Here is a 25,551-nt window from a genome sequence, read left to right on the forward strand (position 1 = left end):
TTCTATTTGAATTTGTTTCAATTGAGTTTGTTGCCAAAGAAGAAAAAGTCCAATCCTTCTTCTTGTTCTTCTTTTGTAGTAGTGATCGTTGTAAAGTGCATCGCCGATTTTAAAATCACTGTTGTCAGCACATAGGCATACACGGCAGTAATGATGACACCAATCACTTGAATCCCTAAGAAGTACCAGCTGCTTGGATTCGTTAGTAAATGGCTGTTAGATGCAAAGATCCCTATCAGAATCGTACCTGTGAATCCGCCCATGCCATGAACACCCCACACATCAAGTGCATCATCCCATTGTTTCTTTTTACGAAAATCAACAGCAGCATGACAGACGATACCCGCAATGATCCCAATCAGCATGGCACTTTTTGCTTCTACATAACCGGCACAAGGCGTAATGGCTGCCAATCCAGCAACGGATCCTGTTAGTACGTCGACAAAATCAAAGCCATTTCCTTTTACTTTTGCAATGATCAGCCAAGTAATCATCGCAAATGCAAGAGCGATGAATGTTGAACCAAATGCATTGACTGCTTGTTCATCTGCTCGAAGTGCACCACCGGAATTAAAACCGAACCAGCCAAACCAAAGCAGTCCTGTACCGATAGCAGCTGCCATAAGACTGCTATGCTGACTTCTTTCTCCTAAAGGAATCTTTCTTTGACCAAGTGTGAGGATACATGCTAAAGAGCCGAATCCAGCTGTCGTGTGGATGACTGCTCCACCAGCGAAATCTCTAAATCCCATCTGATCCAAAAATCCGCCACCCCATATCCAGTGGCAAACAGGGAAATAAATCAGCAGATTCCAAAAAATAACAAGTATAATATAGCCTTTTAAATTCAATCTCCCTGCAAAAGCTCCTGTCATCAAAGGAACGGTAATCACGATAAACATCAGTTGGTAAAGAAAGAACATTAAAAATGGAATCGTTGCACCATGAAACATGTTGGGGAAGCTTGTAACATGTCTCATCAAAAAGAAATCTGCCGGGTTTCCAATAACACCGCCGATATCCCGTCCAAAGGCCAATCCGAATCCACCAAATACCCACATAATCGTTGTTATCCCAACGGAGAGAAAAGATTGAGACATGATCGTTAGTATATTATTCTTCCGTGCTAATCCGCCGTAAAAAAAAGCTAGACCAGGAGTCATCAGGCAAACCATTGCTGTACATAAAATCATGAATGCTGTATCTCCTGTATTGATAGGTAATGTATTCATTTTTTTCGCCTCCTTTCTACGATTACGAGTATAAAAGAAGGTGTAGTTGTTTTTTTCTTCTGTTTTTTTGAATTAATACTTGCATTTATAAAAGACAGACAATTAATAAAAGCTTGATGTGTTGTGCTCTTTTTCGTTTTTCACACAAATAAAGACAAAAAATAAACGGTCTTCTTTTTATAGAAAACCGTTTATTTTCGTCTTTTTTTATTTTTAAAGATATTTTTTCATAAGGAATAAAGAATACTTCATATAAAATATATAAAAAAGAACCGCAGCGAGTGTCGCTACGGTTCTCAAATTTGTTCTTCATTTCAACATAAGTTTTTCTTCAATTTGCTTATAATTTACGTGCAAAGAATGAAACGACTAATACTAAAATGATTGCACCGATCAATGATGGAATGATAGCCATTCCTGCAATTGTTGGTCCCCAAGTTCCTAGTAAAGCTTGTCCAATTGCTGAACCTACTAAACCAGCAATGATGTTTGCGATGATCCCCATTGATGATCCTTTATTCGTGATTGCTCCTGCAATTGCTCCAATGATACCGCCGACGATTAATGCCCAAATAAATCCCATTTTAAATTCCTCCTAACTGACTTCTTACTTCTTATTGTACACGTGGTTCGTTATTTTCTTTGACTTTTTGTGCACCTTTGCCTACAGCAGATTTTGCTTTATCTGTTTGGCGTGAAGCAAATTGTCCTGTGGATTTTGCTGCTTCTGTTACTTTGTCTTGTACTGTTTCTTGATCTTTTTGGTATTCTTCTTGTGTTTTGATGTCTGCAACATTCACATTCACTTCGATAACATCTAAATGTGTCATATTGTTTACTTCAGTACTGATCAATTCTTTGATTTGGTTGTAAATATCTTCGATGTCTTTACCGTATTCTACGATCACATCTAGATCCACAGCTACTTGTTTCTTACCTACTTCTGTATTGATACCTGCTGTTACGTTATCTGTGTTGACTAATTTTTCAGCCATATTTGAGAAAAATCCGCCATCTAATGTCAATAGACCATCTACATCTTTCAATGCATAACCGATGATTTTTTGGATGACTTTGTCTTCATAAGTCAATTCACCATTCATCATGCGGTTTTCTCCTTTTTCATTTGCCAAAACTGATCCATTTGTTGTATTCATGTTTTTGTTTTCCATCTTTGTTTCCTCCTATGATTTAAAAAATTGATCAACTATTCCTGACTGTTTCAAATAAAAACCGATTCCTGCGCCAATTGCTGTCATGATTATGATCAACAATGTCTTGAAAAATCCAATCGTTAACCATAAAACAGCTAGCAGTAGTCCAAGACCCCCAAAGATAATAGGGAGCTTGTATGCTGAAAATAGTTCTTTCATTATTTGGCCCTCCTATTCCACTCGAGAGTGCTTGTAGTCTCTTGTATCTTCTTGTTCTTCATAACCGCTGTATGTGACTGCCACTTTGACCGTTTCTTTTGTTCCGAGTACTTTAGTTACTTCTTCTTCGATATCTTGCATCAATACACCTGTTTTCCCTACTAATGAAGAAGTTCGTTTCAAGTCTCCGTTGACATGGATATGGATTCGATTTTTCGTTGAACGTATCCGTACTTTAGGTGAATGAATGAACTCTTCTTCGTGTAAATGGGAACGTACCAACCCTTCGATCGCTTTTTTGTCGATTGTTAGTTTGCCATCTTCCCGTTTCATAACGAAAGTTCCTCTTGACTTTGGATAGAAAAGAACGACTAGCAAGATGATAATAGCAAGAACGGCAAATACTACAGCTGCCCAGAAAATATATTGTTGCATGTAGTAATTCGTTAAAGTAAAGAAGCGAAATCGTTCCAATTGTTCAGGCATAATATACGGCGCATTGATCAACGCAATCGCTAGAAATACTGAAAGTAGCAGTAAACTCATGATAACACCGATTATTTTTAACCCCTTATTCATTTTCCACCTCCTATAAACTTATTTTTACCCTGTAAATAACTCTACCGACAATCACAGTATAGATAGCGAACAGTTAGCATAGCATCAGTAAATAAAGCGCTACCAAACATTGCTGGATCATAACGGCGTTTTATTGCCAGTCTGATACTGAAATAACAATTGCTTACTTATTCTCTATTTACTTTTGATTGCTGGCTATACTTAAAGGATATTATTCAAGATTAAAAATTGCAAAGATTATGCTCAGTTATTATTACAAGATTCTATTTATTTAGTGAACTACTCACCACTTAGCTAAACCTGACGGTTCTTAACGCTTGAAGTGGGAGCTTCTTGGGAATAGAGCATACTTGATAGCGTATTTCTTTACTAACAGCGGTGTCTCTTATTTACCAAGCTATCCCCGTAGTTCCTACGGTTCTTGATGATTGGATCTAAGCCAATCCCATAGAATGTAGTCTTAGACCTTCGGTCAGAATATTGATACTAGCATTGATATCACGATCATGATGAGTATGACAAACAGGACAAGTCCATTCTCGAATTTCAAGAGATTTCTTGCCATCTTTATGTCCGCACTCTGAACAAATCTGACTAGACGGAAACCATTTATCTACTTTGATGATTTTTCGTCCATACCAGTCAGCCTTGTATTGTAATTTAGTCACAAACTTTGACCAAGAAACATCAGAAATACTTTTAGCTAATTTATGATTTCGCAACATACCTTTTGTGTTTAAGTCTTCAATACAGATAATATCGTGATTTTTGATCATTTCTGTACTCAACTTATTCAGAAAATCAGTACGTTGATTCATTACTTTTTCATGCAATCTAGCTACTTTGCGTTTTTGTTTTTGATAATTTTTAGCTTCAAATAGATTGGTACCTTTATTTTTAGCCAATAAAGCACGCCTAGACAATTTGCGTTGTTCACGCTTTAGTTTCTTTTCCATTTTGGACGTGAATTTATTATTATCAATTTTTTGTCCATCAGAAAGAATCGCAAAGTCCATAATACCTAAGTCAATACCAATTGTGGAATTAGTTTTAGGTAATTCGATAATTTCTTCTTTACACAACAAAGAAATATAGTATTTACCGCTAGAATGACGTGATATTGTAGCGGATTTGATAATCCCTTTTGGTTGTCTATGAAGCTTAATTCTTACTAATGACTTCAATTTAGGAACTTTGATGAATTTACTATCAATCAAAGCAACTGTACCATTTTGATTATTCGTTGTATAACTCTGAACAGGATTTTTCTTACTTTTGAAACGTGGAAATCCAACGGATTTATCCCGAAAAAAATTCTTGTATGCTTTATCTAAATTAAGTTGGGCATTGGCTAAAGCAAGGCTATCAATTTCTTTCAAAAACGGAAATTCTTTCTTGTATTTAGCTGGTGTCGGAAAAGTCATTTTTTTAGAAGAATCATTTTTAACTTCTTCATACGCCTTTTTTCGGTCATCAAGCATTAGATTGTAGACCTTACGGACACAACCAAAAGATTTGGCAAAGAAGATTTCTTGTTCCTCTGTTGGATAGATTCTGAATTTGTATGCTTTTAGTTGTTCCATAAAGTTCACCTACTTTCTATTTATGATTGTTTCCTTGATTTTGGATATACTTCTTAATCACATCAATTGGTGCGCCACCAGTTGTCAGAAGACAAAAACTTTTAGACCAGAACATTTCTTTCCAAAGAAATTGTTTGACTCTTGGAAAGTCACGTTTTATCAATCTTGAGCTGGCACTTTTATAGGCATTGATGAATTTTGTCAATTCTGTTTTAGGTTGAGCTTTGAACATAATATGAACGTGGTCTTTATCATGATTCCACTCCACTAAAGTAATGTGATACGATTCTGAAATTCTTTCAAAAGTAGTTTTGGCATAATCAGATATTTCATCATCAATCACTTGTCTACGATATTTCGTTACTAAAACAAGGTGGTAATAAAGAAGAAATACTGAATGATTATTTGTATCTAATTCCATGTTATATCAACTCATTTCTTGTATAGACTGATTGTAACATGGAACAAAATAAAAAGGCAATACGCCTTAGTTGTCGGTCTTCGAGTTACCAACGGTAACCCTCATACCGAACGGCATTCATCACCCACCTATAGAGGATGGGCGACTTCTGCCTAATTCTGTTAAATTTTTTCGGAGAATTAAAAAATACAATAAATAACTTTAGTTACTTTAATGCGTTCTTACTTTATTTTTATATTATCATTTTTCTTATTCACTTCTTTGGTTTATACTATTCTTATAAATAAAAACGAGGTATGTCCTATGATGAAAAGATTGTACTATTCATTGATCATAACGATTGGCTATTTGATTGTATCAAATCTAGGAAATATGGTATTTGGTATCAGTAAAGAATTCAGTTGGACTACTACATTATGGGAATCTCTATTCTTTTTCATCTTCGTATTTTTGTTACAAAATTATCGAAAAAAATAAACATGTGCCATCTATCTGTTGGCACATGTTTTAGGATTTATGGTACTTTTTATTCGGCAATCCATTTTATTTTTCTACTTCTTCTTAATACCTCTAACACTTTTGATTTATAAACTAATCCAATGCATCTACTTGCGCTTATTAAGCTATTTCAGCTAGATAGTACCACCCCATGCGTCAATGCTTGATTTTCCTTTTGTATAACATTGTATAAGCAATAAAGGACAAATAAGTGGTGATTACACCAAACCATTGAATAAGAAAAATTCTGATACGTAAATAAACATGAACTTGAAAAAATTAATGAATCGGTTAGCTACTACGTAGTTGTCTTTTTTCTCATACAGTTCTGTTAACTTACACTTCTCTTCGCTAGATAATAAAAAATCCTCCAACTGTATTGTCCAATATAATCCCAGGCATCTAAACTAGCATTATAGAAGAGACACACATAGAATCTAAAATAACTGGTTTTAAATGTTTCTTACAATCAAAAAAAGCTGTTAAATGCACTCCACACCTTCATACTCTATCATTTTTTATAAACGATATATTTTTATTGTTTTTCGATAAAAAATAGTTGTTTTACAATAATTATTCTGCTATATTTTAGCTATCAAAGATAAAAGAGGGATAAAAATGAAATTTAAAACATTGCTATTAAAATTTGTCGTTTTAGGTATAAGTGCCGTATTTATTTTGTTCGGCGTACTTTTTTATACTCAGATCGCTACAAGCGAAAAAGGATTCAATTTTGATTGGCAGACCACATTATTTGTTTCTGTCATTTACTTTGCCCTTCTCCTAGGGATCGTTATTGCTTATTTCTTATTGAAACTATTGAAAAAAATCGAAGATAACCAAGCTTTTTCCACTCAAAGCTTAAACATACTAAAAAAAATCGAACGAACCATTTTGTTTATTGGTTTCGCCTTTTTTGGCTTACTTCCTAAATTTATGAAAGTAGCGGATTTAGACGATGCTCCAGGTTTGATGTTGGTAGGAATCGCTGTCGTATTCATTCCTTTTGCAGTATACACATTAACAAGCGTGCTGGAAAAACTGCTTGAACATGCGATTTTACTTAAGACAGATCATGATTTGACAGTGTGAGGTGCGACATGGCAATTATCGTTAATTTAGATGTAGTATTAGCTCAAAAAAAAATGAGTGTGACTGAATTGAGTGAGAAAGTGGGCATTACGATGGCAAACATCTCTATTCTAAAAAATGGAAAAGCAAAAGCCATCCGTTTTTCCACTCTCGAAAAAATCTGCCAAGTTTTGGAGTGTCAACCAGGTGATTTGTTGACCTATAAAAATGACTCGAATACTATACCAGAAGAATAAAATAAAGTAGAACAAACAGTAAATAAAAAATAATCTGAATGATAGATGTGTGAGACTTTTAGAAGTTATTTACGTCTATTATTCAGATTTTTTATTTCGATTGAATACCGTTTTATCTATAAATAAGATATGTACTGACTCATACAAAGGGGGCCTTTTCTTCTCCATGTACTATCACTTTTCCTGATACAACTGGTTTCCTGTTACGTTGTAGTTGGATCTGCTTTTAGTATAATACTTTATTCATTCCACCAGACTGATAGCAGTTTGAGCAGTCTAAATAATCATGTAGTATTACAGGCCATTCTGTTTCATACCTTGAAGTGCTTAAAACTTCAGCTAATGGCCCATTGTGTTAACTCTTACTCCATTCTTTTTTAGTAAGCTCCCATATATACTGTAAAGCCTTCTATATATTATGTCATGTTGCTTTTTAACATTTACTATGTAGTTTTGATAAAATGATTTGAATAACAGTGATGGACAATTCTTTTTTATTTTTAACATTATTTTGATAATAATGATTATTTATTTAAAAATACATTAGATAACATTTGTTACGACACGAAAAAGCTTCACAAACAAATATCGTTATTTTAAAATGAGGGCGAACTCACACAATTAGGAGGAATAGTATGCCATTTATTGTTTACTTTTTTCTTTCATTACTCGTGATCTATATTCCATTACCAACATTTTTCCTGCTCGTCAATCGTCTAGCAGAGCAACATGATACGATTGCTGCTCTTACGAAACTTTGTTTACTTCTATTTGTTTGTCTAGATTACTTTACGAGCTATTATTGGCTAAAACAGACAAGAGTAAAAAAGAGATATTATTTCTTCCTTGTCTTTTTCAATCTCTTTGAGTTTCTGATCCATTGCTTTTTACTTCATCAGTATCATACGATCCATTTGTGGATCATCTGGGTTTTCAAAGTGGTCGTATTATTTTGTATGTTCACCTTTCCTATCTCAAGAAAATTTAGGGAGGCATTGTTTTATTAAAGAAGCTTCTCTGTATCAATAAAGACACATTTAAGGAAAAACTTTTAAAAATCTAATTGGGAATTTGCCCGCATAAATAAGAGGCTGTGACAAAAGTCTTGTCACAGCCTCTTATTCCGTATAAACAGTGTTCAAAAGCTTGCATCTTCGATAATATGCCCAACCAAATGAAAAATATGAGAAGCTATTTTTGTTTGGCTGTTCTTATTACTTGATGAAGAACAGCTTTTTCACGACCTCTTTTTAAAAGTCTTTTTACAGTTTTCGAGCAAAGAATGATACGATTAGTACTAAAATGATGGCACCAATCAATGATGGCACGATTGCCATTCCTGCAATACTTGGTCCCCAAGAACCTAATAATGCTTGACCAAGTGCTGATCCAACTAAACCTGCTACGACATTTGCAATAATCCCCATCGAAGAACCTTTATTCGTGATTGCTCCTGCAATTGCTCCGATAATTCCTCCGACGATAAGTGACCAAATAAATCCCATGTTTCGTTCCTCCTAATGTTTTACTTCCTTATTACTGAACCCGTGGTTCTGTATTTTCTTTTACTTTTTGTGCGCCGCTTCCAGCTGCTGATTTTACTTTATCTGTTTGATTCGAAGCAAATTCACCGGTTTTTTTCGCTGCGTCAGTTACTTTGTCTTGCACCGTTTCTTGATCTTTTTCAAATTCTTCTTTTGTTTTGATGTCCACTACGTTAGCGTTGACTTCGATCACTTCTAAATGTGTCATATTTTTTACTTCTTTGCCGATTACTTCTTGCATTTCTTCAAAGATTTTTTCGATATCTTTGCCATATTCCACAATGACATCCATATCAACTGCTACTTGTTTTTTACCGACTTCTGTTTCGATCCCAGCCGTTACATTATCTGTATTCACAAGTTTTCCTGCCACATTAGAGAAGAAACCACCGTTTGCAGATAATAAACCGTCTACTTGTTCAATTGCGATTCCGATGATTTTTTGCACAACTTTATCTTCATAATTCAGCTCACCGCGCATTGAATCTTCCTGTTCAGAATCATGCTTTCCTTGGTTATTTGTATGATCAGAACCAAGTTTTCCTTGTCCGTTTGTGTGGTCAGAACTAAGTTTTTCTTGTGCTTTCGCATGGTCAGAAGGATGTTTTTGCTCTTCCACAGGTTTAGAAGGATCGATTGCATCATGTTGTTCTGGAACTTTAGATTCTGGAGTTCCTGGATGATGAGGTGCATGCTTTTCTGCATCATGTTTCTTCTCTTCTACTCCTTGTTGAACGTTAGGGACTACTGGATCTGGATGTGCAGATACTGGTGCTGTTTTGTTCTTTTCATCGTTCACACCATTTGATTGGTTTGGTGTCGTTGGGTCTGGATGTGCAGACACTGGTTTTTGGTTGTTCATTTTATTGTTATTATTTTTGTTATTGTTATTCATGGATGTTTCCTCCTAAGATTTAAAATAGTGATCTAAGATTTTCGTTTGTTTCAGATAAAAACCGATAGCGACGCCGATCGCTGCCATGATCAAGATCAATAAGGTCTTGAAAAAGCCCACGGTGATCCATAAAACGGCTAATATCAATCCAAGTACCCCAAAGATGATAGGGAGCTTGTATGTCGAAAATAGTTCTTTCATTTTTGGTCCCCCCCTATTCTACTCGTTTGCGGTCATTGCTTCGTTTAGCTGGTTCTTCAAAGCCTGTGTATTTCACCGATACTTTCACTGGCTCTTTTGTTCCCAATATGTGTTGTACTTCATTTTCGATTTCTTTCATCAATGTTCCTGTTTTACCAATGAGTGCTGAAGTTCGTTTCAACTCCCCTTTTACATTGACGGCGATCTTGTTTTTCGTTGCTTTGACATTTACTTTTGGTGAATGGATGAATTCATCTTCATGCAAGTGAGAACGAACCATTCCTTCAATTGCTTTTTTATCCAACGTCAACTCCCCATCACCATGTTTCAGTAGAAAGTTTCCGATTGTTTTTGGATAAAACAGGAAAACAAGTAACGTGATAATTGTCAAAATAGCAAATGCAACGGCAAGCCAAAATACATATTGTTGCACGTATGAATTAGTGATGGAAAAGAATCGAAACTTCTCTAGCTGAAAAGGCAATGGATAGGTTGCACTTAATAGTATCGCAAACAAAAGCACAGATAGCAAAAGTAATGTTCCGATCACTCCGATCGTTTTTACACCTTTATTCATTTTCGCACCTCCTCATAGGGGTGAAACGATCAACTTCTTATAAGTTGATCGCTTCTCCACCAGTTACTCCGTAAATTTGGGCTGTAACATAACTTGCTTTATTCGATGCTAAGAAAACATAAACTGGTGCTAATTCTCCTGGCTGACCTGCACGTTCTAGTAAACTTTGCTGACCAAATTCAGGGATCGAATCAGAAGGTTGTCCTTCGTCTAGTTGTAATGGTGTCCAGATTGGACCAGGTGCTACACCATTTACACGGATTCCTTTAGGTGCAAGCTGTTTTGCTAAACCGATCGTAAAGTTAGCGATTGAAGCTTTTGTTGCTGCGTAATCTAATAAATGTTCGCTTGGATTGAATGCTTGAACAGAAGTTGTTGTTACGATTGCTCCTCCTGCTGGGATATGCGGAACAGCTTCTTTCACTAAAGCAAACATAGCGATGATGTTTATCATAAATGTGTCTTTGACTTGCTCAAGTGGTAACTCAGCAATAGACTGACAAGAAATTTGCTGTCCTGCGTTTAGTACCATCGTATCTAGCCCGCCAAGTTCACTCACGGCTTTATCTATGATTTCTTTAGGTGCTTGTTCGTCACGAAGATCAAAAGGTAGTAAGACAATCTTACGTCCTGCATCTTTCACGTATTTTGCTACTTCCTCTGCATCTTTTTCTTCTCCTGGGAAGAATTGAAGAGCGATATCTGCCCCTTCTCTAGCAAATGCAATCGCTGCTGCACGACCGATCCCTGAATCTCCACCAGTGATTAGTACACGGCGGTTTTCTAGTTGATTATTGCCTTCATAGGATTCTTCTCCACAATCAGGAACAGGAATCATATTCTGCTGTAAAGCTGGTGTATCCTGATCTTGTTTAGGAAATTTCTCCGTATGGTACAAGTTTCGCGGGTCGATTAATTTTGGTTCTGTCATTGCTGTATTCCTCCTAGTTTTTAAATTGTATTGCCAAAACAAATTTCTTTGTTTGATACCTGTTTTAAATAGATTCTTTAATTTGTATAATCTTTCCGGTATAAATGGTAACCTAAAACTACTGCTGCTATCAAAGAGCCAAAGACTACGAGTATAAAGCCTAGAGCAGAACTTTTACCCGGTAATCCTCCTGTATTCATTCCCCAAATCCCTGCGAACAACGCCGGAACGGAAATGATTAATGCAGCTGAATCTAGATATTTCATGATATGATTTAGATTATTGTCCATCATCCCGTTGAATAGATCACCAATACTCTCTAATAAATCTCGATAGATCTCGATCATTTTTTCTGTTTGTCGCTGTCTCAAATGGACATCATAGAGTAGCTGTTCATCGTCTAAACGTTTGATGAAAGTTTCAGAATTCCATAATTGATCCATTGTTTCCCGTTGATCTCTTAAGGTATGATCGATATATACGATGTCTCTTTCAAGATCTGCCTGTTTATACAGTTCTTCATTTTCCGTTGTTTTACGAGCTGCTTTATCCAAAGCGTCAATTCGCTTTTTCATCTCTCTTAGTTCTTTCACGTAATGGGTGTAAATATCTAATAATGTATACGTGATGATCTTTTCAAACGAGTTTAAATGATTTCCATGCTTTGTCAGCAGCCGATCCACAAATTCGGTTTTTCTATCGATACAAGTAATCAAGAGATTATCGGAAAGTACAAAAGATATTGGCGTTAATTTTTTTTCGATACGATTATCTGACTGATCTAGATTAATCACTACCAAAGAAAATGGATGCTCTAGTTTCGTCTCATAAAGGCGCTCCATCCGAGAAACTTCTTCCGGATATTCGGTTCCTACGAAAATATCATCAGGAAGCTCGAATTCTTCGATTGCTTGCTCAATCTCTTCGGGCTTTGCACTATCAAGTACGAGCCAATTATATTTTTTTTCATCTGTTTCTATTACATTCTTTTCTTCATCCACAAAGTAGTATCTCAATGTATACCTCCTTTTTGGACTTTCTCGAAACTATTAGCTGAAGAAGCAGTTCTTTAATTTGATATTATAATCGAGTACTGCGATTTCATTTTCTAATGAAAAGCTGTCAAGCTGTTTGTTGAAGTCCATGTTCAATCGTTTACCGAAATAATTTTGCTCTAATTTAGATGTATAGATGTCCAATAATGGATGCTCGATTTTAGTCGCATATTCTCCAAATTCCGAAACAAAAGGAATGATTTGAAAAAAGCTGCCTTTTGCAAAAGCACCTTTGTCCCTTAGAAATGGATCGGAATCATTGATAAGCGCGAGTGCGATTTTTGTATTTTCCCCAACCTTTTCAATTAACGTCTCTACTGCATTTTTAGACATTGTAATTTCCATTCCTACTCCCCCTCTTCAGTTGTTGTCTTCTATTATTTAACAACTACATCTGTTTTTGGTTGAACTTTTGCATATTTTGGATATTTAGGGAATTTAGCTACACAACGGAAAGCCGTCATCCCTGCATATTTTTCGTAATATTTCTTCGTTGGCCCTTCAAAATCCTTGCTCCACGGTTTCACATGTCCTGAAAAATGGATAATGTAAGGATTGTTGCGAGTTTCTTCGTATTCACGTTCACCTGCTGCTGTTGGATGTTTTTTTGCTTTTGCCATGATATAGCCTTGTGCATTCCAACGCGGATGAAGTGGTAACCAACGGTCATGTAAGATAGCATTTAATGCATCTTGGTCATGGAATCGTAATTTTTCTGGATTATGTTCGATGAAATCTAATACTTTTTGCGTAATATTTTCATCTAACCATTTTTTCACATTGATCAGCATCAAACCTGAGTTGAAATAACGCATTGATTTAGCTGAAATTTTCATTTTTTCCAGTCGTTGATGGAACCCAGCGTCTTCAACAGCTGCTACGATTGAATCACCGAAGTCAAGACGCCATAATTTAGAGATATCTTGTAAAGCGATCATGTCGCAATCCATATATAAGATACGTTCAACTTCTGTGCCGCGGAACAATTCCGGAATCGCAATACGATAATAAGCTGTTTCTGGAATACGATCGCTGATTACCACATTTGTAAAGAATTCTTTATTGATTTTCAAGAATTCCACATCTGAGTTCATTCGTGCGTTTTTCACTGAGAAGCGTAAAAGCTGTTTACTTTCAAAATCGATATCATCGTCAATCACATAGAACCGAACAAATTTAGACGGGTTGCAATTATCTAATACTGAGACAAATAATGCAGCTAAATGTGGTACGAATTTTGTGTTACAACTTGCGACTACTGCTATTTCTTTTTTATTCATTGATCTCGCCTACTTTCGTTAGAGTACTGTGTGCTAATTTTTTTAAGTATAAATTGGTATACGGATGATCTTTCAACGTATTCCAAGGTTTATCATGTCCTGTAAAGTGAACGATCGAAGGTTTTTCATTTCCTTCTTTATACTGACGTTCATATTTTTCATTTGGTGCTGGATGACGTTCAAAAATCAGCGAAGTCTGCATGTTCCATTTTGGATGAAGTTGTTCCCAATCTTCATAAAGTACAGCATTCAAAGCATCTTGGTCGTGATAGATGATTCGATCGCCATTTTCACTGAGGTAATGGATAGTTTTTTCTGTAATTTCTTTTTTATTCCATTGATCAATGTCAATCACCATCACTCCTGAATTGAAGTACAAGTCATCGGAATCGATTCCTAATCTTTCCAAAGCTTTCACTTGGCCTGGATCGATAATAGCGCCGATTGTTTTTCCATTTAACGGCTCATCATATAGTTTTACGATATCGTCTAGTACTAACACATCTGAATCTAAGTAAAGGACTTTCTTATAATCCTCTTTAGCTAATAAGTTTGGTAAAGAAATTCTTAAGTAAGCGGTAGTTGTGATATGGTCACTGACTAGGAAGTCTTCGTAGATATCTTTTTCCACTGTCAGGAATTGGATACTTGCATTACTTGAATATTTATTTACCGTTTCTTCCAATCCTTCTTTACTATATTCTGATAGACCATCGTCAATCACATAAAATTTTATGCGTCTTGTTTTATTGCAATTTTCTAATGCAGTTGCGATCATCACGCTCAAGTAAGGAGCATAATTTTCGTCTGAAGCAGTTACCACAGGAACTACGCCGTATCTCTTCTCCATCAAAATCACTCCTTTTTCTAATCTTTTTCTAACCTGTTCTACATCTAGAATATTCCTCATTTGGTTTTAAAGCAAAATATATGCTTTGTTTTCATTGAATATTTTAAAATTTTTTTATCACAAAACGCATCGGTAAGCGCTAACTATTCGTTTTTCATGGCTTTTTATTCAAAGGTATTGAGCAAAAACTACTATATATAGCCACCTTTTTCTTAAGAATGTTTTTTGAAAAAATTCATAATGACAAAGCAAGTTAGTTTCATTTTTTTAAATTCTCATTTAATCTTAAGGTAACAGGAAAATAGATATGTAAAAAGAAAGTAGGAAGATAAAATGAAACTAGCAGCGATTGATTTAGACGGTACCTTGCTTGATCGAAATGGAAAGATACCAGAAGAAAATATCCAAGCACTTCGGAAATTTGATGAAAATGGCGGAATCGTAACCGTCGCTACCGGAAGGAACAGCATTTCTGCTAAAGATATTTTTTCCGAATTAGGAATCGGTGGCTATTTGATTTCTTCCAATGGTTCACTGATTGCTGAAATGAAGGATGGAAAAATGGCGAAAGTTCTCAGACGTTCAAAAATAGATAGCGATACACTGAGAAAAGCCTTCTTCTATGCTCAAGAAGCGAAAATATCCATCATTGCTAGCCGAGAAACCCAAGATGATCAGCTGACATTCGATGAATCAAATCTAGTCAAAGATGACCCTTATTATGAACATTTCAATTTACAGAACCATTCTTTTGATCAAATTTTAAATATGTTGGAAGATCCTTCTCTTAGCTATCTTAAATTAGCATTAACAGATAAGAGTGAAGAAAAACTACAGAAGCTACAAAGAGATCTGCAAGCAGATGGTATCCAATCAGTATTCTCTGATCCGCATTTCTTAGAAATCACGCCTACAGGTATCACTAAAGCTCATTCACTTGTTTTTCTGGCGGATTACCTTGGAATCGAATCGAGTGACATCATGGCTTTTGGCGATCAAGAAAACGACATTGCTATGTTGAATTACAGCGGGTTGAGTATTGCGATGGGGAATGCACAGCGACAAGTAAAAGAAATTGCAAACCAAGTAACACTGACGAATGAAGAAGCTGGTGTTGCTTATATTTTAAAAAACTTCTATTAAAAAGAATAAAATGACGATATGAATGTAGGAGGAAAGAAAATGTTAGTTATTATTGATATGCAAAATCATATTCTTGATCCAAACAGCGAATTTTATATTCCAGAGTCAGATCAATTGGCAGAACGTATTGCTCAAAGATTAGCTAAAGCACGCCAAAATAATGAATATATTCTCTTCACACGGGATATACCAGTTGAACTGAAGGACAAAGAAGAAGAACGAGAAGATTTGCAATTGATCCCTCTTCTTTCTCCACAAGAAAATGAACGAGTGATTAAAAAGTATTACTTTACGATTCCACCTGAAACTTTAGCTGAAATCCAGGAAACTTTATTTGAAAGCAAAGAAGAACAAAAAGAGATCGAAGTAGTCGGGATTGAAACAAACTTGTGTGTACTCTCTAATCTGATAGGCCTGCAGAGTGCTTTTCCTGAAGCAGACTTTTTTGTTGATCCAATGTTAGTCTCCAGTAGAAAACACGGAGAATCCGCTTTAGAGCTGTTGAAAGATTTCAACGTCTCTATCGTCGAATCATAAAAATATCTATCTTCATTTACGATATTTAACACACAATAAAAAAAGCACGCAGAACTGTTTTAGTCCTACGTGCTTTTTCTATCAAAGTAGATTGGCTTTTTTATGACACAGAGTGAAACGGCAGGCTCACGACCTCTTTCTTAAATGGTGTTCAATCAGCTGACCCTCGGTATTAGCTTAACAAACGGCAAAATATGAGGAACTATTTTTCCGTTTGTTAAGCTAATACTCAGGTCAAAACGCTGATTTCACAACCTCTTCCTTAAACGGTATTCAAAAGCTTGCATCTGCAGTAATAAGAACAGCCAAGTAAAAACATAAGAAGCTGTTTTTACTTGGCTGTTCTTATTACTTGATGCAGGGCAGCTTTTTCACAACCTCTTATGTACCTTGTAGGACTCGAACCTACGACCGGACGGTTATGAGCCGTCTGCTCTAACCAACTGAGCTAAAGGTACATCATAAATAAAATTTATTTTTGTTACTTTTCAACTATAGCACGAATGACAAACTCTCACAAGTTTCAAAATATAAGTAAAATAATATTGTTATTCTTATTTCTTTTACTTGTGTCATAACTATTTTGTTACTTTAATTTTTATTTGCTTATTTTAGAAAAAATGTTATTCTTTTATTTATTCTCAATGTTAGGAGTGATTATTTTGCCATTTATTGCGATTTTATTCGATTTAGTTGCGGCAGCAGCTTATTTTCTCCAATTAAATTATCAAACCTCAGGAATTCTGTTTATTGGAATGATTTTTCAAGGTGTGATTACCCTTTTGCTTCTTGTCATGATGCTCAGCTATAAAGGAAAAAGATATGCCCGTATTCAAACAAAAGTATTTGTTAAATATGTTTCCATTCGCTATGGGATCATCATTCTTTCCTTTTTAGTGAATGCGATCGTCCTCTTTTTATATGTATTGAATTACTTAGATATCAATCCATTGATTTTTTCTCGATAGATAAGACACATTCAGCGGAACAGTTCCTGCTTATCAGCAGAAAACTGTTCTGCTTTTTCATTTTTCATTGATCTATTCTTCTTTTATTTTCCTAGCATTTCATTTGTGATGTATGCAATAACATGTTATCTTTTATTATATGAATCGTTGAGGAGTCCGTTACATGATTACGTTGGTGAGAGTTTTGTTTTGGGTGCCTGCGGTCGCACTGGTCGCAAGTATTGTTTATCTTATGAATTGGAACAAAGAACGGTTTTATTTAGCTATTTTGACTCTTCCGGCTATCTACTTTATGTGGAAAGTTTTTAATTACAACTACTTTGAACCCGATAGTGTTTTTATAGAAGAATTATCAGGACTGGTTTTGTCTTTATTGATCGTCATTCTTTATTTGATACGTTTAAATAAAAAACATTGAGTACTATTGATTGCATGTGTAGCTTTCTATAGTCATTATAACTATTCTACTATAATGAAAGGTGATTAAATGAGTATCGAAGAAGCTATTTTACTGGATACTTTACGTTGTCGTCTGAATTTCTTAAGAACTGGCCGATCTTTATCTCAAGTAGCTGTTTCTAGCGCGTTAAGTATTCCTTTATTCAAATATCGTAAGTACGAAGAAGGAGAAGAAATTCCAAGCATCATTGAATTAATCTATATCGCTGACTTTTACGATATTTCCGTTGATTACCTAATTGGTCGCTCAGAAACAGCAAGCAAACTGAAGTGATTTTTTCCAGCCTTGGTGCTGGTTTTTTCATTTAACGTCTAAGGTTAACAATCTATATATAAAGGAGACATTTCTATGCGATTATGGCATGAAAAATTGATTTCAAAGCTTCCTCGTCAACAGCTTTTAGGACAACATCGGGAATGCTGTGCATTAAGAGGAAATGGCTGGGGAAAGAAACATGCTACTGTGGATTATGTTTTTCACTATTCTCCTTATAGATTATTCCAATATCATCAGCTTGTCATGGATGAAATGGAAAAACGTGGTTACAGCCCAGCACCAGAGTGGAAAAATCCTATGTATCGTGGCAAATCATGCGAAGCATTTTTTGATTTACCTACTGTAGAGCGCAACGTGCCGATTTATCCGGAACACGATGAAGTTTATCTAGCAGAATGTTTAGCAAATTTGGAGCAAAAAGGAATTTATCTTACCTAATATAACTAGAAAAGCCTTCTATCTCCTCTTACTTCATTAAAAAGCTTTAACCATCTTAGATCAAGCTAAAATGTCGTAAGTTTTAGGGTTATCTTCATCCTCACGTGCAAAACTAAAAGCGTACTCTAGTTTTGGTTCATCGCCAACTTCCCTAGACATAAATGAACATCTCCTGACGTGGTTTAAAAGTACCGCATCTTCGACGTCTGTATACGATGCACAGCACAGATTGCTTCTTTTGATCTTTCTTTTGATTTTTCTGTTGCTTCTTCTACACCTTCTTCGATTACTACATCGATGCTTACAATTGCTTCTGCCTAATATTCCCATGCATCGTCGATTTAAGCCTCTGTAGTCACTGTGATCGTTTCCACATTTTAACTCCTCTGTCGTGGCTTCAGTTGATTTTGTGATCAGTTCAGTTGCTAAGCCAGAGTCAGAACAACCTGCCATTGCTAGCGTTAATATTGATAGTAAAAATAGTTTTTTTATCATAAGGTTCCCCCCCTGAAAATAGACTAAAATAATAACGCTTTCTTTTTTTGTTTTCAGACGAAAATTAATAATTTCTAAATATTCTTTAAAAAAGCTTATAACTATTATGCCTTTTTTAATATATAACACAGTTATTTTTAAAAATAAGAATGCTAAATCACTCTACAATAACGGCGAAAGCACAAAAAATAAAAAAATTATTACGTTATTAAAAAAACAGATGAAAGATCAGGTTTTATTAGATCTCATTCTTTCATCACTTGAAGGGATTTAATGAACTACTTTTTCCTCTTTGTCGTTTTTATATATTCGTATTCCTTCAAACAGTAGGATAGCCTCTTTCAATGCTTGATATTTGAACTGTCCGTTACTTAAAAATTTAGATGTGCCGCCCTCTTCCTAGAACATATTCTTTTTTACTTTTTCATTAATTGACAGACCAATCGAACGAAACTGTAAATTTCGATAGGATAATGATTGGTCAAACTCATTCATTTTCAAGACATCTCGATTCATATTCAAGATAGGAATCTTTTTATCAACATCACTTTATTCGTATTTTCCTCTACCATAAAAGCTTCACGCTCCACAAAATTGTTTTATACACTACTATTCAGCCCATTCAACGACCAATGAATTTTGGCTCTATAATTTATGGGACTGATGAATCAGAATTGATTCTTCAGCCCCATTTTCATTTTAGGTATTAAAAAACATATCGTTCTCTAGTATGATTAAATCACCACAAAATAAACAACTGAGAGGACGATACGCTATATGAATGATTCTATCAAAAAAATGCTGAGAATAACAGAGAAAGATTTGATGATTACAGAGGTCTCTTACGAGACCCTTCAGAAGAAAAAGACGTTGGTCGTCGATGCTGTTCTCTCGCCTACTCCTCGTGCTTGTAGAAGTTGTGGTTCTACTGTGGTAGATGGAAACGGGAAAGCAATTATAGTGAAAAATGGAAAAAAGGAAACGATTGTCCGTTTTGAACAATACAATCATATGCCTTTGGTTATGCGCCTAAAAAAGCAACGCTATACCTGTAAAAACTGTCGCACCCATTGGACGGCTCAAAGTTATTTTGTCCAACCCAGACATTCAATCGCAAATCATGTTAGATATAAAATTGCTTCTTTACTGACTGAAAAAGTATCTTTATCTTTTATTGCGAAAAGCTGTCAGGTATCTTTGACCACCGTTATTCGTACATTGAAAGAGTTTAAAAGCTATTTACCAAAGCAATCTAAGAAGATCCTCCCCAGAGTATTGATGGTTGACGAATTTCGTTCGCATGCTTCCATAGAAGATAAGATGAGCTTTATTTGCGCGGATGGCGAAACAGGAAAATTAATAGATGTTTTGCCTACGCGTAAATTACCTCGATTAACAAGCTATTTCTTAGGTTGTACCAATCCAGAAGAAGTAGAATTCTTGGTGACAGACATGAACGCCGCCTACTTCCAGCTCACCAAACGTGTTCTGCCAAATGCGAAAGTCGTGATTGATCGGTTTCATATTGTCAAACACATGAATCAAGCGTTCAATGAGTTGCGTATCCGTGAAATGAATGAACTTCGTAAAGCCGGACAGAAAAGCCAGGCAGAAAAACTGAAAAAGAACTGGCGCTTTTTGCTAAAAAATCGTGCAAACATCAACCATTATGAATACAAAACATGGAAAAGTTTCCGAGCACCAAAATACCCATTTCTTACTGAAGCAATGATGATTGATCGATTGCTTGAGTTTTCTCCGCCCCTAAAGGAGGCGTATCCCTTTTTTCATGAATTAGTTGAAGCCTTTCGAGACAAAGACCCTGACTTATTTTTCTCCTTATTGGCAGAACTTCCCGAAACGTTAGATGACAGCTTTCGGGAAAAGCTTCAAAACCTTCTGACCTATGAAGAAGGCATCACCAACGCAATGATCTATCCTTATTCCAATGGAAAAATAGAAGCGAAGAATACCCACATAAAGACAATGAAACGAGTATCCTACGGATTTAAATCATTTGAGAACATGAGAATTAGAATCTTTTTGATCAATCAATTAATCAATGTAAGATAACAAAAAATCTGAGCCAGAATGTGGTTCATTCTGACTCAGATTTGATTTTGCACAACTCATCAGTCCTTATTGACAAAGAGCCTGAATTTTTTCGTACAAAAAAACCGTCTTTTCTTTCGAAAAGACGGTTAAAAGTCAATTTTTATTAAGCTTTAACAATGTTTGTTGCTTGAGGGCCACGTTGACCATCTTCAACATCGTAAGACACTGCTTGGCCTTCTTCTAAAGTTTTGAAGCCGTCACCTTGGATAGCTGAAAAATGTGCAAATACATCATTTCCATCTTCACCAGTGATAAAGCCAAAACCTTTGTCTGCGTTGAACCATTTTACTGTACCGTTATTCATAAATAAATTCCTCCTGATACGTATCAATGTACGTTTTTTCGTTGCAATAAATATTTGATAGGCAAAAGGAGTTTTATCTATGTAGATATATCGCTCAAATTACGTTTCAAAATAGATTACTCATTTAATATATCATGCTTTTTCTAATAACACAAGGATAATGCAATGAAATATAAAATTCATTGTCTTCTATTGTCTTCGAATCGAAGAAAAAGTTGAATAACCGCGATTGATTCACTTTTTGTTTTCTTGTTTATTTGCTTTTATCTGCAACTTTTGACTTTAAAATTTCTTAACTATGAAAACCTTTCAATTGGTGGTATACTTATAAATGGAATTTCGTTATCAACGCGTTCGTTGCCTTTCAGCAAGTATTTAAAGAAAGGAGAATGGCTATGACATTCTATAACAAAGATATACAATATCGAGTAACCTTGGATACAGATTTGAATCTATTTGTCGTTTTTGACAAAGAAAATACCAATCATGTAGCGACAGGTGTTACGATCGAACAAGCAGTGCAAGAATTAAAAAAATCTGCATAAGGAGTGGAAACCCTCATATGGACGATTCTCGTTCTTCTCTTTAAACGCATCTACTGGTAGATAACAGTAGATGCGTTTTGTGTTTGTTCTAAATTGTTCACTACAAATAAGGTAGATACTTCAAAATAAAAAATTACTTCTTTTTCATCTGTTCCCTCAGTCGTGCAGGACAATAAATAAAGAGGACTAGAAAATAGTCCTCTTTATTAGAGATACAACCCTTTACTTTCTAAAAATCGTTTTGCTTGATGCAGGTCATAAAATTCATAGTCTGCTTTATTGGATTCATATAAACTTACATCTACTTTCAACTTATGCTTCCCATTATGATCGGGCAACCCTATCAAATGATCTTTGATGAGAAAAGACAAAATGCCCGCTCGCCTTGCTGCTTCGATCCCTGCAATCGAGTCTTCAAATACAAGTGCTTCACTTGGAGGAATATTCATTTTTGAACAAGCTTTCAAAAAGATCTCTGGTTCCGGCTTTCCTTTTTTTACATCATCCCCTGAAATGATTTGATCAAACAAGGCATATAGATTTTCCATTTTTAAATACATTTCTACTTTTACCCGTGTATTAGACGAAGCCACGATTGTATGGATTCCTCTTTCTTTTGCAAAAGATAAAATTTCTTCTGCTCCTTTTTTCGTATATACTCTCTTATCTTCTTTCACGATTTTTTCTTTATATTGATTGATTGCTTCTCGCCATTTGATATATGGAACATCTTCTCCGTACAAAATGCCCATTTGTTCTCTTATCGCCATTTCTGTTTGGCCAGTTAGTAAATAATAGACTTCCTTACGCATTTCATAATCATACTTTTGTGCTGATTTTACATAAGCACGATAAGCTAAACGTCCAGTTTCTAATAAAAGGCCATCCATATCAAAGATGAAGAGCTTGATTTTATTCATAATGCTCTCCCAGTGGTTTTTCCTTACTTATCGCCTCATATAGACCTTGCATGTAAGTGAGTCCCATTGCACGATCATACAGGCCATATCCAGGCATAGCCACTTCACCCCACACGGTTCTACCATGATCAGGGCGTATAGGACCGTCGAACCCTTCTTGCACCAACGCTTTCATAATATGATACATATCAAGGGAGCCTTCTGTAGAGGGATGTGCCGTTTCTTTGAACTTTCTTTCTCCTAAAAACTCCACGTTTCTGAAGTGGACAAAATGGATGCGCGAACCTACCTCATGGATGATTTCAACTAAATCGTTTTCCGGATTTGCCCCTAAAGATCCTGTGCACAGCGTTAGTCCATTATATGGAGAATCTACTGCATTTAGAATTTTCTTCAAGTCGCCAAGATTTTTCGTCACTCTAGGAAAACCAAAAAGTTCCCATGGCGGATCATCTGGATGGATAGCCATTTTTACATCTGCTTTTTCGCACACTGGAATCACTTTTTCTAAAAAATAAGTCAGATTTTCAAATAATTCTTCTTCGGTCATTCCTTCATACAGTTTTTCCAGCTGAGCGAATTTTTTCAACCGTTCTTCTTCCCAACCCGGCAATTTGAATCCCTTTGACTGGCTGTGTATCAATTGATACATTTCTCCTGGCTCCATCTGATCGACGATTTTCTGATCGTATAAAAGAGAATAGCTTCCATCGTTGTTTTCATTAAACAAATCAGTTTTCGCCCATCCAAAAATTGGTTTGAAGCTATAACAAATCAATCGAACCCCACATCGAGACAAGTTTTTGATTGTTCGTATATAGTTATCAATATAGTAATCTCGTTCATCTGTCCCTGCCTTGATTGCATCGTGGATCGCTACACTTTCAATTCCAAGCAGTTCCAGTCCTTGGCTCTCAACAGATGCTTTCAACTCCTCAATTTCTGAAATCTCCCAAACATCTCCAGGCATTTTAGTCAGCAAAGTTCCAATTATCCCATTTATTCCCGGTATTTGGCGAACATATTTTAATGGGATCGAATCCCCTTTTTCACCATACCATCTAAATCCCCACTTCATCTTTTCAGCCTTCCTTCTAAAAATCGTCCTCATCTAATTTTTTTTCTTCCGCTGAAGCATGCCAAACAGTTAAATTATCTTTTCCTTGTTTGACAATTTGTTCCACCGCTTCTTCTATCGGTGTGTGAAGCATCTGATGATTGATTGCTTCTAACAACATTGGCAGATTCACGCCCCCTATGACATAAGTGGCTGCTTTCTTTTCTTCAGTCAGTTCATTGACTGCCAAGAGCGCTTGATTGTACGGACTTGCGCTAATTAGATCAACAAATACTAGCATGGGTTCTGCTGTGTTGATCATAGTTAATTTTTCTTTGACCTTCTCTCCGAATGTTTGGATGTCCTCCCCAGACTCTAAGCACATTGTTTCAATATGGCTCGATGTCCCGACAATTACTTCCGCCGCATCTTTCAGTCCTTCGCTCAACTTACCATGTGTAACGATCATGATTTCCAACATTAGTCTTCTCACTCCTTGTTTTGCACTTTTTACTTATCGAAAAAGAGCAATAATCTGATTGGCATTTTGCCAATTAAATGTTTTCCCTCGTAAATCTGTTTTGGTCAAATAGAAGAACTGCGCTTGCTTTTTTCTTGCACTAAAAATATAATTGACGTTTTTTTCTTTCAACTTATCAACTTGTTTCAGCCACTGTTCTTTATTTGAAAAATAATTTCCCGAAAACTGTAGCGGTGTATCTGCCCCAACAGAGTCTAGATAAAAAAGAATAGCCTCTTTTTTCATACCCGATCTCACGCTGTCTAAGCCCTTTTCTCCATAACAGCCTTCATCAACAAACGCATACGCTACACTCGGATCATCAATCGTACGGATCATTTCTAGCATCGTTAATATGGATGAAGTATTTCGAATAAAAGTTTGTCTGCTAGGCCATCCGCGAGCTGCTTTTCCCAATAAGAAAAAGTAGCTCCCAAATGCTAGTACAGTGATACCTGTTTATACGGATAGCAGATCGAATACGTGATGAGGATTTTTGTTATATATCATCATTCCCCACCAACCTAAACTGAACAACAAAATGAAGGACAATAATATAGAGTAGATTGTTTTTTTCCTTTGGTCTTTCCAATCAAACATGAAATAACTTCCTAATGCATGAACGGGTGTATCGTAATAAGTACAGATAACTTTCTCTGCTTTTTCGATATCTCCAACATAAATATTTTTTGATCGGTAGGCTAGCGTATCGTAAGCAATGACTGTCACATCTGTTCTCATACTGTAAATATCTGATACTAATGCTGAAAGAAAACGCTGTTTACTCTTTTTTGTACGGCGCTTACGGTAAATATAGCGATAACGAAATTCCCAATCACGAAACAGCTCGTTCTTCTTCATTTTTTCGCCCTCTTTATCTTTTTTCTAAGCATTTGTTTATGACAAATCAAACTTGTTCAATACATCTTTTAATCCTGTTTTAGGTGCAGATGGAGTGGCTTGAAAATAAATATTCTTTACGCCATATTGTTCATTCATTTCTTTCAATTTTTCAGCATCTGATTTATTTAAATAAACAGATTTCGTCACTAAAAGATCTGTATCAGGATTTTTTTGAGCAATCCCTCCAATATTCAATTCTTCCATGGGGATTCCGTGTTTTACTAAGTCGTAAATCGTTTGGACTGTTTTTGCGATCAAAATACAATTGTATTCTTTAAATTGATATTCATCCCAATAGAATTTAGCTTTCTCTGGTGTAATGACAATTGTTTTTTGTTCTGTACGGCTTCCTGCATTTTTGTAAAGATCTCTCATAAATTTATCTTTTGCTACAACTTCGTCTACAACAAAAATGGAATTCACTCCACTTTTTTGAGATAACGTTACCATTACTTGCCCATGGATCAAACGCTCATCCACACGCGCTAAATTGACTACACCCATCTTATTCACGTTCCCTTCT

Annotated in this window: 38 protein-coding genes and 1 tRNA gene; 12 read left to right on the forward strand and 27 right to left on the reverse strand. The window is 35.7% G+C overall.

What is annotated here, in order from left to right; translation table 11 throughout:
* Positions 1-17: 17 nt before the first annotated feature.
* From ACIFUW_RS07090 to tnpA, 8 genes are all read right to left on the reverse strand, one after another.
* A complete protein-coding gene (locus tag ACIFUW_RS07090; protein WP_002296683.1) occupies positions 18-1,232 on the reverse strand; it encodes an ammonium transporter in 1,215 nt (404 codons plus the stop codon).
* A gap of 85 nt (positions 1,233-1,317) precedes the next feature.
* Entirely contained in the window at positions 1,318-1,545 is a 228-nt protein-coding gene (locus tag ACIFUW_RS07095) for a hypothetical protein (RefSeq protein WP_002295943.1), read from the reverse strand.
* Positions 1,546-1,572: 27 nt separating this feature from the next.
* Positions 1,573-1,815 (reverse strand): GlsB/YeaQ/YmgE family stress response membrane protein, encoded by a 243-nt coding sequence (locus ACIFUW_RS07100; protein WP_002290686.1) that lies wholly within the window; start codon positions 1,813-1,815, stop codon positions 1,573-1,575.
* Between the two features lie 31 nt (positions 1,816-1,846).
* The gene (locus ACIFUW_RS07105) at positions 1,847-2,404 is read right to left on the reverse strand and encodes an Asp23/Gls24 family envelope stress response protein (protein WP_002295944.1); all 558 of its coding nucleotides are present in this window, start codon (positions 2,402-2,404) and stop codon (positions 1,847-1,849) included.
* A gap of 12 nt (positions 2,405-2,416) precedes the next feature.
* Positions 2,417-2,605, reverse strand: coding sequence for a DUF2273 domain-containing protein (locus ACIFUW_RS07110; protein ID WP_002295945.1), 189 nt, complete (start codon positions 2,603-2,605; stop codon positions 2,417-2,419).
* 12 nt (positions 2,606-2,617) lie between these two features.
* The gene (gene amaP / locus ACIFUW_RS07115; protein ID WP_002295947.1) at positions 2,618-3,184 is read right to left on the reverse strand and encodes an alkaline shock response membrane anchor protein AmaP; all 567 of its coding nucleotides are present in this window, start codon (positions 3,182-3,184) and stop codon (positions 2,618-2,620) included.
* Positions 3,185-3,618: 434 nt separating this feature from the next.
* Positions 3,619-4,767: an IS200/IS605 family element RNA-guided endonuclease TnpB gene (tnpB, locus tag ACIFUW_RS07120; protein WP_002287525.1), complete on the reverse strand. Its 1,149-nt coding sequence runs from the start codon at positions 4,765-4,767 to the stop codon at positions 3,619-3,621.
* A 16-nt stretch (positions 4,768-4,783) separates the two neighbouring features.
* Entirely contained in the window at positions 4,784-5,188 is a 405-nt protein-coding gene (tnpA, locus tag ACIFUW_RS07125; RefSeq protein ID WP_002287522.1) for an IS200/IS605-like element ISEfa4 family transposase, read from the reverse strand.
* 303 nt (positions 5,189-5,491) lie between these two features.
* Between tnpA and ACIFUW_RS07130 the strand changes: the two genes are divergently transcribed.
* The 4 genes from ACIFUW_RS07130 (at position 5,492) to ACIFUW_RS07145 (ending at position 8,021) form a co-directional block, all read left to right on the forward strand.
* Positions 5,492-5,665: a hypothetical protein gene (locus ACIFUW_RS07130; RefSeq protein WP_002291299.1), complete on the forward strand. Its 174-nt coding sequence runs from the start codon at positions 5,492-5,494 to the stop codon at positions 5,663-5,665.
* 639 nt (positions 5,666-6,304) lie between these two features.
* A complete protein-coding gene (locus ACIFUW_RS07135; protein WP_002295138.1) occupies positions 6,305-6,778 on the forward strand; it encodes a DUF2975 domain-containing protein in 474 nt (157 codons plus the stop codon).
* Positions 6,779-6,786: 8 nt separating this feature from the next.
* Positions 6,787-7,014, forward strand: a complete 228-nt coding sequence (locus ACIFUW_RS07140) for a helix-turn-helix domain-containing protein (protein WP_002295139.1) — start codon at positions 6,787-6,789, stop codon at positions 7,012-7,014.
* Between the two features lie 635 nt (positions 7,015-7,649).
* The gene (locus ACIFUW_RS07145; protein WP_002295142.1) at positions 7,650-8,021 is read left to right on the forward strand and encodes a hypothetical protein; all 372 of its coding nucleotides are present in this window, start codon (positions 7,650-7,652) and stop codon (positions 8,019-8,021) included.
* Positions 8,022-8,276: 255 nt separating this feature from the next.
* On the opposite strand, the gene ACIFUW_RS07150 is transcribed toward ACIFUW_RS07145, so the two are convergent.
* The 9 genes from ACIFUW_RS07150 to ACIFUW_RS07190 form a co-directional block, all read right to left on the reverse strand.
* Entirely contained in the window at positions 8,277-8,519 is a 243-nt protein-coding gene (locus ACIFUW_RS07150; RefSeq protein ID WP_002291278.1) for a GlsB/YeaQ/YmgE family stress response membrane protein, read from the reverse strand.
* A 31-nt stretch (positions 8,520-8,550) separates the two neighbouring features.
* Entirely contained in the window at positions 8,551-9,453 is a 903-nt protein-coding gene (locus ACIFUW_RS07155; protein ID WP_002296679.1) for an Asp23/Gls24 family envelope stress response protein, read from the reverse strand.
* Between the two features lie 12 nt (positions 9,454-9,465).
* Positions 9,466-9,654, reverse strand: coding sequence for a DUF2273 domain-containing protein (locus ACIFUW_RS07160; protein WP_002291274.1), 189 nt, complete (start codon positions 9,652-9,654; stop codon positions 9,466-9,468).
* Positions 9,655-9,667: 13 nt separating this feature from the next.
* Entirely contained in the window at positions 9,668-10,231 is a 564-nt protein-coding gene (gene amaP, locus ACIFUW_RS07165; RefSeq protein ID WP_002296677.1) for an alkaline shock response membrane anchor protein AmaP, read from the reverse strand.
* A gap of 37 nt (positions 10,232-10,268) precedes the next feature.
* On the reverse strand, positions 10,269-11,162 hold the full coding sequence (locus tag ACIFUW_RS07170; RefSeq protein WP_002296675.1) for an SDR family oxidoreductase: 894 nt from the start codon (positions 11,160-11,162) through the stop codon (positions 10,269-10,271).
* Between the two features lie 77 nt (positions 11,163-11,239).
* Complete coding sequence (locus ACIFUW_RS07175; protein ID WP_002303839.1) at positions 11,240-12,163, reverse strand: magnesium transporter CorA family protein; 924 nt, start codon at positions 12,161-12,163, stop codon at positions 11,240-11,242.
* 48 nt (positions 12,164-12,211) lie between these two features.
* Positions 12,212-12,562 carry an iron-sulfur cluster biosynthesis family protein gene (locus ACIFUW_RS07180; RefSeq protein WP_002296672.1) on the reverse strand — a complete coding sequence of 117 codons (351 nt, stop codon included), beginning with the start codon at positions 12,560-12,562 and terminating at the stop codon, positions 12,212-12,214.
* Between the two features lie 32 nt (positions 12,563-12,594).
* Positions 12,595-13,497 carry a glycosyltransferase family 8 protein gene (locus tag ACIFUW_RS07185; RefSeq protein ID WP_002296671.1) on the reverse strand — a complete coding sequence of 301 codons (903 nt, stop codon included), beginning with the start codon at positions 13,495-13,497 and terminating at the stop codon, positions 12,595-12,597.
* On the reverse strand, positions 13,490-14,347 hold the full coding sequence (locus ACIFUW_RS07190) for a glycosyltransferase family 8 protein (RefSeq protein ID WP_002296670.1): 858 nt from the start codon (positions 14,345-14,347) through the stop codon (positions 13,490-13,492). Before ACIFUW_RS07190 ends, ACIFUW_RS07185 begins: the two co-directional genes overlap by 8 nt.
* Before the next feature lie 333 nt (positions 14,348-14,680).
* Between ACIFUW_RS07190 and ACIFUW_RS07195 the strand changes: the two genes are divergently transcribed.
* Both ACIFUW_RS07195 and ACIFUW_RS07200 read left to right on the forward strand, forming a co-directional pair.
* Positions 14,681-15,490, forward strand: coding sequence for a Cof-type HAD-IIB family hydrolase (locus ACIFUW_RS07195; RefSeq protein WP_002296669.1), 810 nt, complete (start codon positions 14,681-14,683; stop codon positions 15,488-15,490).
* Positions 15,491-15,529: 39 nt separating this feature from the next.
* The gene (locus tag ACIFUW_RS07200) at positions 15,530-16,027 is read left to right on the forward strand and encodes an isochorismatase family cysteine hydrolase (RefSeq protein WP_002296667.1); all 498 of its coding nucleotides are present in this window, start codon (positions 15,530-15,532) and stop codon (positions 16,025-16,027) included.
* Between the two features lie 384 nt (positions 16,028-16,411).
* Here ACIFUW_RS07200 and ACIFUW_RS07205 read toward each other — a convergent pair.
* Positions 16,412-16,485: transfer RNA gene (locus tag ACIFUW_RS07205), tRNA-Ile, on the reverse strand.
* A 186-nt stretch (positions 16,486-16,671) separates the two neighbouring features.
* Between ACIFUW_RS07205 and ACIFUW_RS07210 the strand changes: the two genes are divergently transcribed.
* The 4 genes from ACIFUW_RS07210 to ACIFUW_RS07225 all read left to right on the forward strand — a co-directional run bounded on the left by ACIFUW_RS07210 (position 16,672) and on the right by ACIFUW_RS07225 (position 18,169).
* On the forward strand, positions 16,672-16,995 hold the full coding sequence (locus ACIFUW_RS07210; RefSeq protein ID WP_002321681.1) for a hypothetical protein: 324 nt from the start codon (positions 16,672-16,674) through the stop codon (positions 16,993-16,995).
* A gap of 163 nt (positions 16,996-17,158) precedes the next feature.
* Positions 17,159-17,413 carry a hypothetical protein gene (locus ACIFUW_RS07215; protein WP_002296665.1) on the forward strand — a complete coding sequence of 85 codons (255 nt, stop codon included), beginning with the start codon at positions 17,159-17,161 and terminating at the stop codon, positions 17,411-17,413.
* Positions 17,414-17,482: 69 nt separating this feature from the next.
* Positions 17,483-17,728, forward strand: coding sequence for a helix-turn-helix domain-containing protein (locus ACIFUW_RS07220; protein WP_002296663.1), 246 nt, complete (start codon positions 17,483-17,485; stop codon positions 17,726-17,728).
* A 75-nt stretch (positions 17,729-17,803) separates the two neighbouring features.
* Complete coding sequence (locus ACIFUW_RS07225) at positions 17,804-18,169, forward strand: TIGR02328 family protein (RefSeq protein ID WP_002296662.1); 366 nt, start codon at positions 17,804-17,806, stop codon at positions 18,167-18,169.
* Positions 18,170-18,229: 60 nt separating this feature from the next.
* Here ACIFUW_RS07225 and ACIFUW_RS07230 read toward each other — a convergent pair whose 3' ends face one another.
* Both ACIFUW_RS07230 and ACIFUW_RS07235 read right to left on the reverse strand, forming a co-directional pair.
* Complete coding sequence (locus ACIFUW_RS07230) at positions 18,230-18,793, reverse strand: hypothetical protein (protein WP_002303842.1); 564 nt, start codon at positions 18,791-18,793, stop codon at positions 18,230-18,232.
* 270 nt (positions 18,794-19,063) lie between these two features.
* Complete coding sequence (locus ACIFUW_RS07235; RefSeq protein ID WP_255301429.1) at positions 19,064-19,186, reverse strand: hypothetical protein; 123 nt, start codon at positions 19,184-19,186, stop codon at positions 19,064-19,066.
* A 255-nt stretch (positions 19,187-19,441) separates the two neighbouring features.
* On the opposite strand from ACIFUW_RS07235, the gene ACIFUW_RS07240 reads away from it, so the two are divergent.
* Positions 19,442-20,737, forward strand: a complete 1,296-nt coding sequence (locus ACIFUW_RS07240) for an ISL3-like element ISEfa11 family transposase (RefSeq protein ID WP_002297218.1) — start codon at positions 19,442-19,444, stop codon at positions 20,735-20,737.
* A 145-nt stretch (positions 20,738-20,882) separates the two neighbouring features.
* Here the strand turns inward: ACIFUW_RS07240 and ACIFUW_RS07245 are convergent, their stop codons facing one another.
* Positions 20,883-21,083, reverse strand: a complete 201-nt coding sequence (locus ACIFUW_RS07245; protein ID WP_002293303.1) for a cold-shock protein — start codon at positions 21,081-21,083, stop codon at positions 20,883-20,885.
* A 395-nt stretch (positions 21,084-21,478) separates the two neighbouring features.
* Here ACIFUW_RS07245 and ACIFUW_RS07250 point away from each other — a divergent pair, with 395 nt between their 5' ends.
* Positions 21,479-21,628 carry a hypothetical protein gene (locus ACIFUW_RS07250; RefSeq protein ID WP_002296658.1) on the forward strand — a complete coding sequence of 50 codons (150 nt, stop codon included), beginning with the start codon at positions 21,479-21,481 and terminating at the stop codon, positions 21,626-21,628.
* Between the two features lie 206 nt (positions 21,629-21,834).
* Here the strand turns inward: ACIFUW_RS07250 and ACIFUW_RS07255 are convergent, their stop codons facing one another.
* The 6 genes from ACIFUW_RS07255 to ACIFUW_RS07280 form a co-directional block, all read right to left on the reverse strand.
* The gene (locus ACIFUW_RS07255; RefSeq protein WP_002296656.1) at positions 21,835-22,548 is read right to left on the reverse strand and encodes an HAD family hydrolase; all 714 of its coding nucleotides are present in this window, start codon (positions 22,546-22,548) and stop codon (positions 21,835-21,837) included.
* Complete coding sequence (gene uxuA, locus ACIFUW_RS07260) at positions 22,541-23,626, reverse strand: mannonate dehydratase (protein ID WP_002296654.1); 1,086 nt, start codon at positions 23,624-23,626, stop codon at positions 22,541-22,543. Before uxuA ends, ACIFUW_RS07255 begins: the two co-directional genes overlap by 8 nt.
* Before the next feature lie 16 nt (positions 23,627-23,642).
* On the reverse strand, positions 23,643-24,086 hold the full coding sequence (locus ACIFUW_RS07265; RefSeq protein ID WP_002296653.1) for a PTS sugar transporter subunit IIA: 444 nt from the start codon (positions 24,084-24,086) through the stop codon (positions 23,643-23,645).
* Between the two features lie 33 nt (positions 24,087-24,119).
* Positions 24,120-24,473 (reverse strand): hypothetical protein, encoded by a 354-nt coding sequence (locus tag ACIFUW_RS07270; RefSeq protein WP_002321678.1) that lies wholly within the window; start codon positions 24,471-24,473, stop codon positions 24,120-24,122.
* Positions 24,474-24,584: 111 nt separating this feature from the next.
* Complete coding sequence (locus ACIFUW_RS07275) at positions 24,585-24,986, reverse strand: hypothetical protein (protein ID WP_002296650.1); 402 nt, start codon at positions 24,984-24,986, stop codon at positions 24,585-24,587.
* 36 nt (positions 24,987-25,022) lie between these two features.
* A complete protein-coding gene (locus tag ACIFUW_RS07280; protein WP_269528399.1) occupies positions 25,023-25,532 on the reverse strand; it encodes a PTS system mannose/fructose/N-acetylgalactosamine-transporter subunit IIB in 510 nt (169 codons plus the stop codon).
* Positions 25,533-25,551 lie beyond the last annotated feature (19 nt).

This window comes from Enterococcus sp. PLH-Efm8 (genome assembly GCF_053011625.1).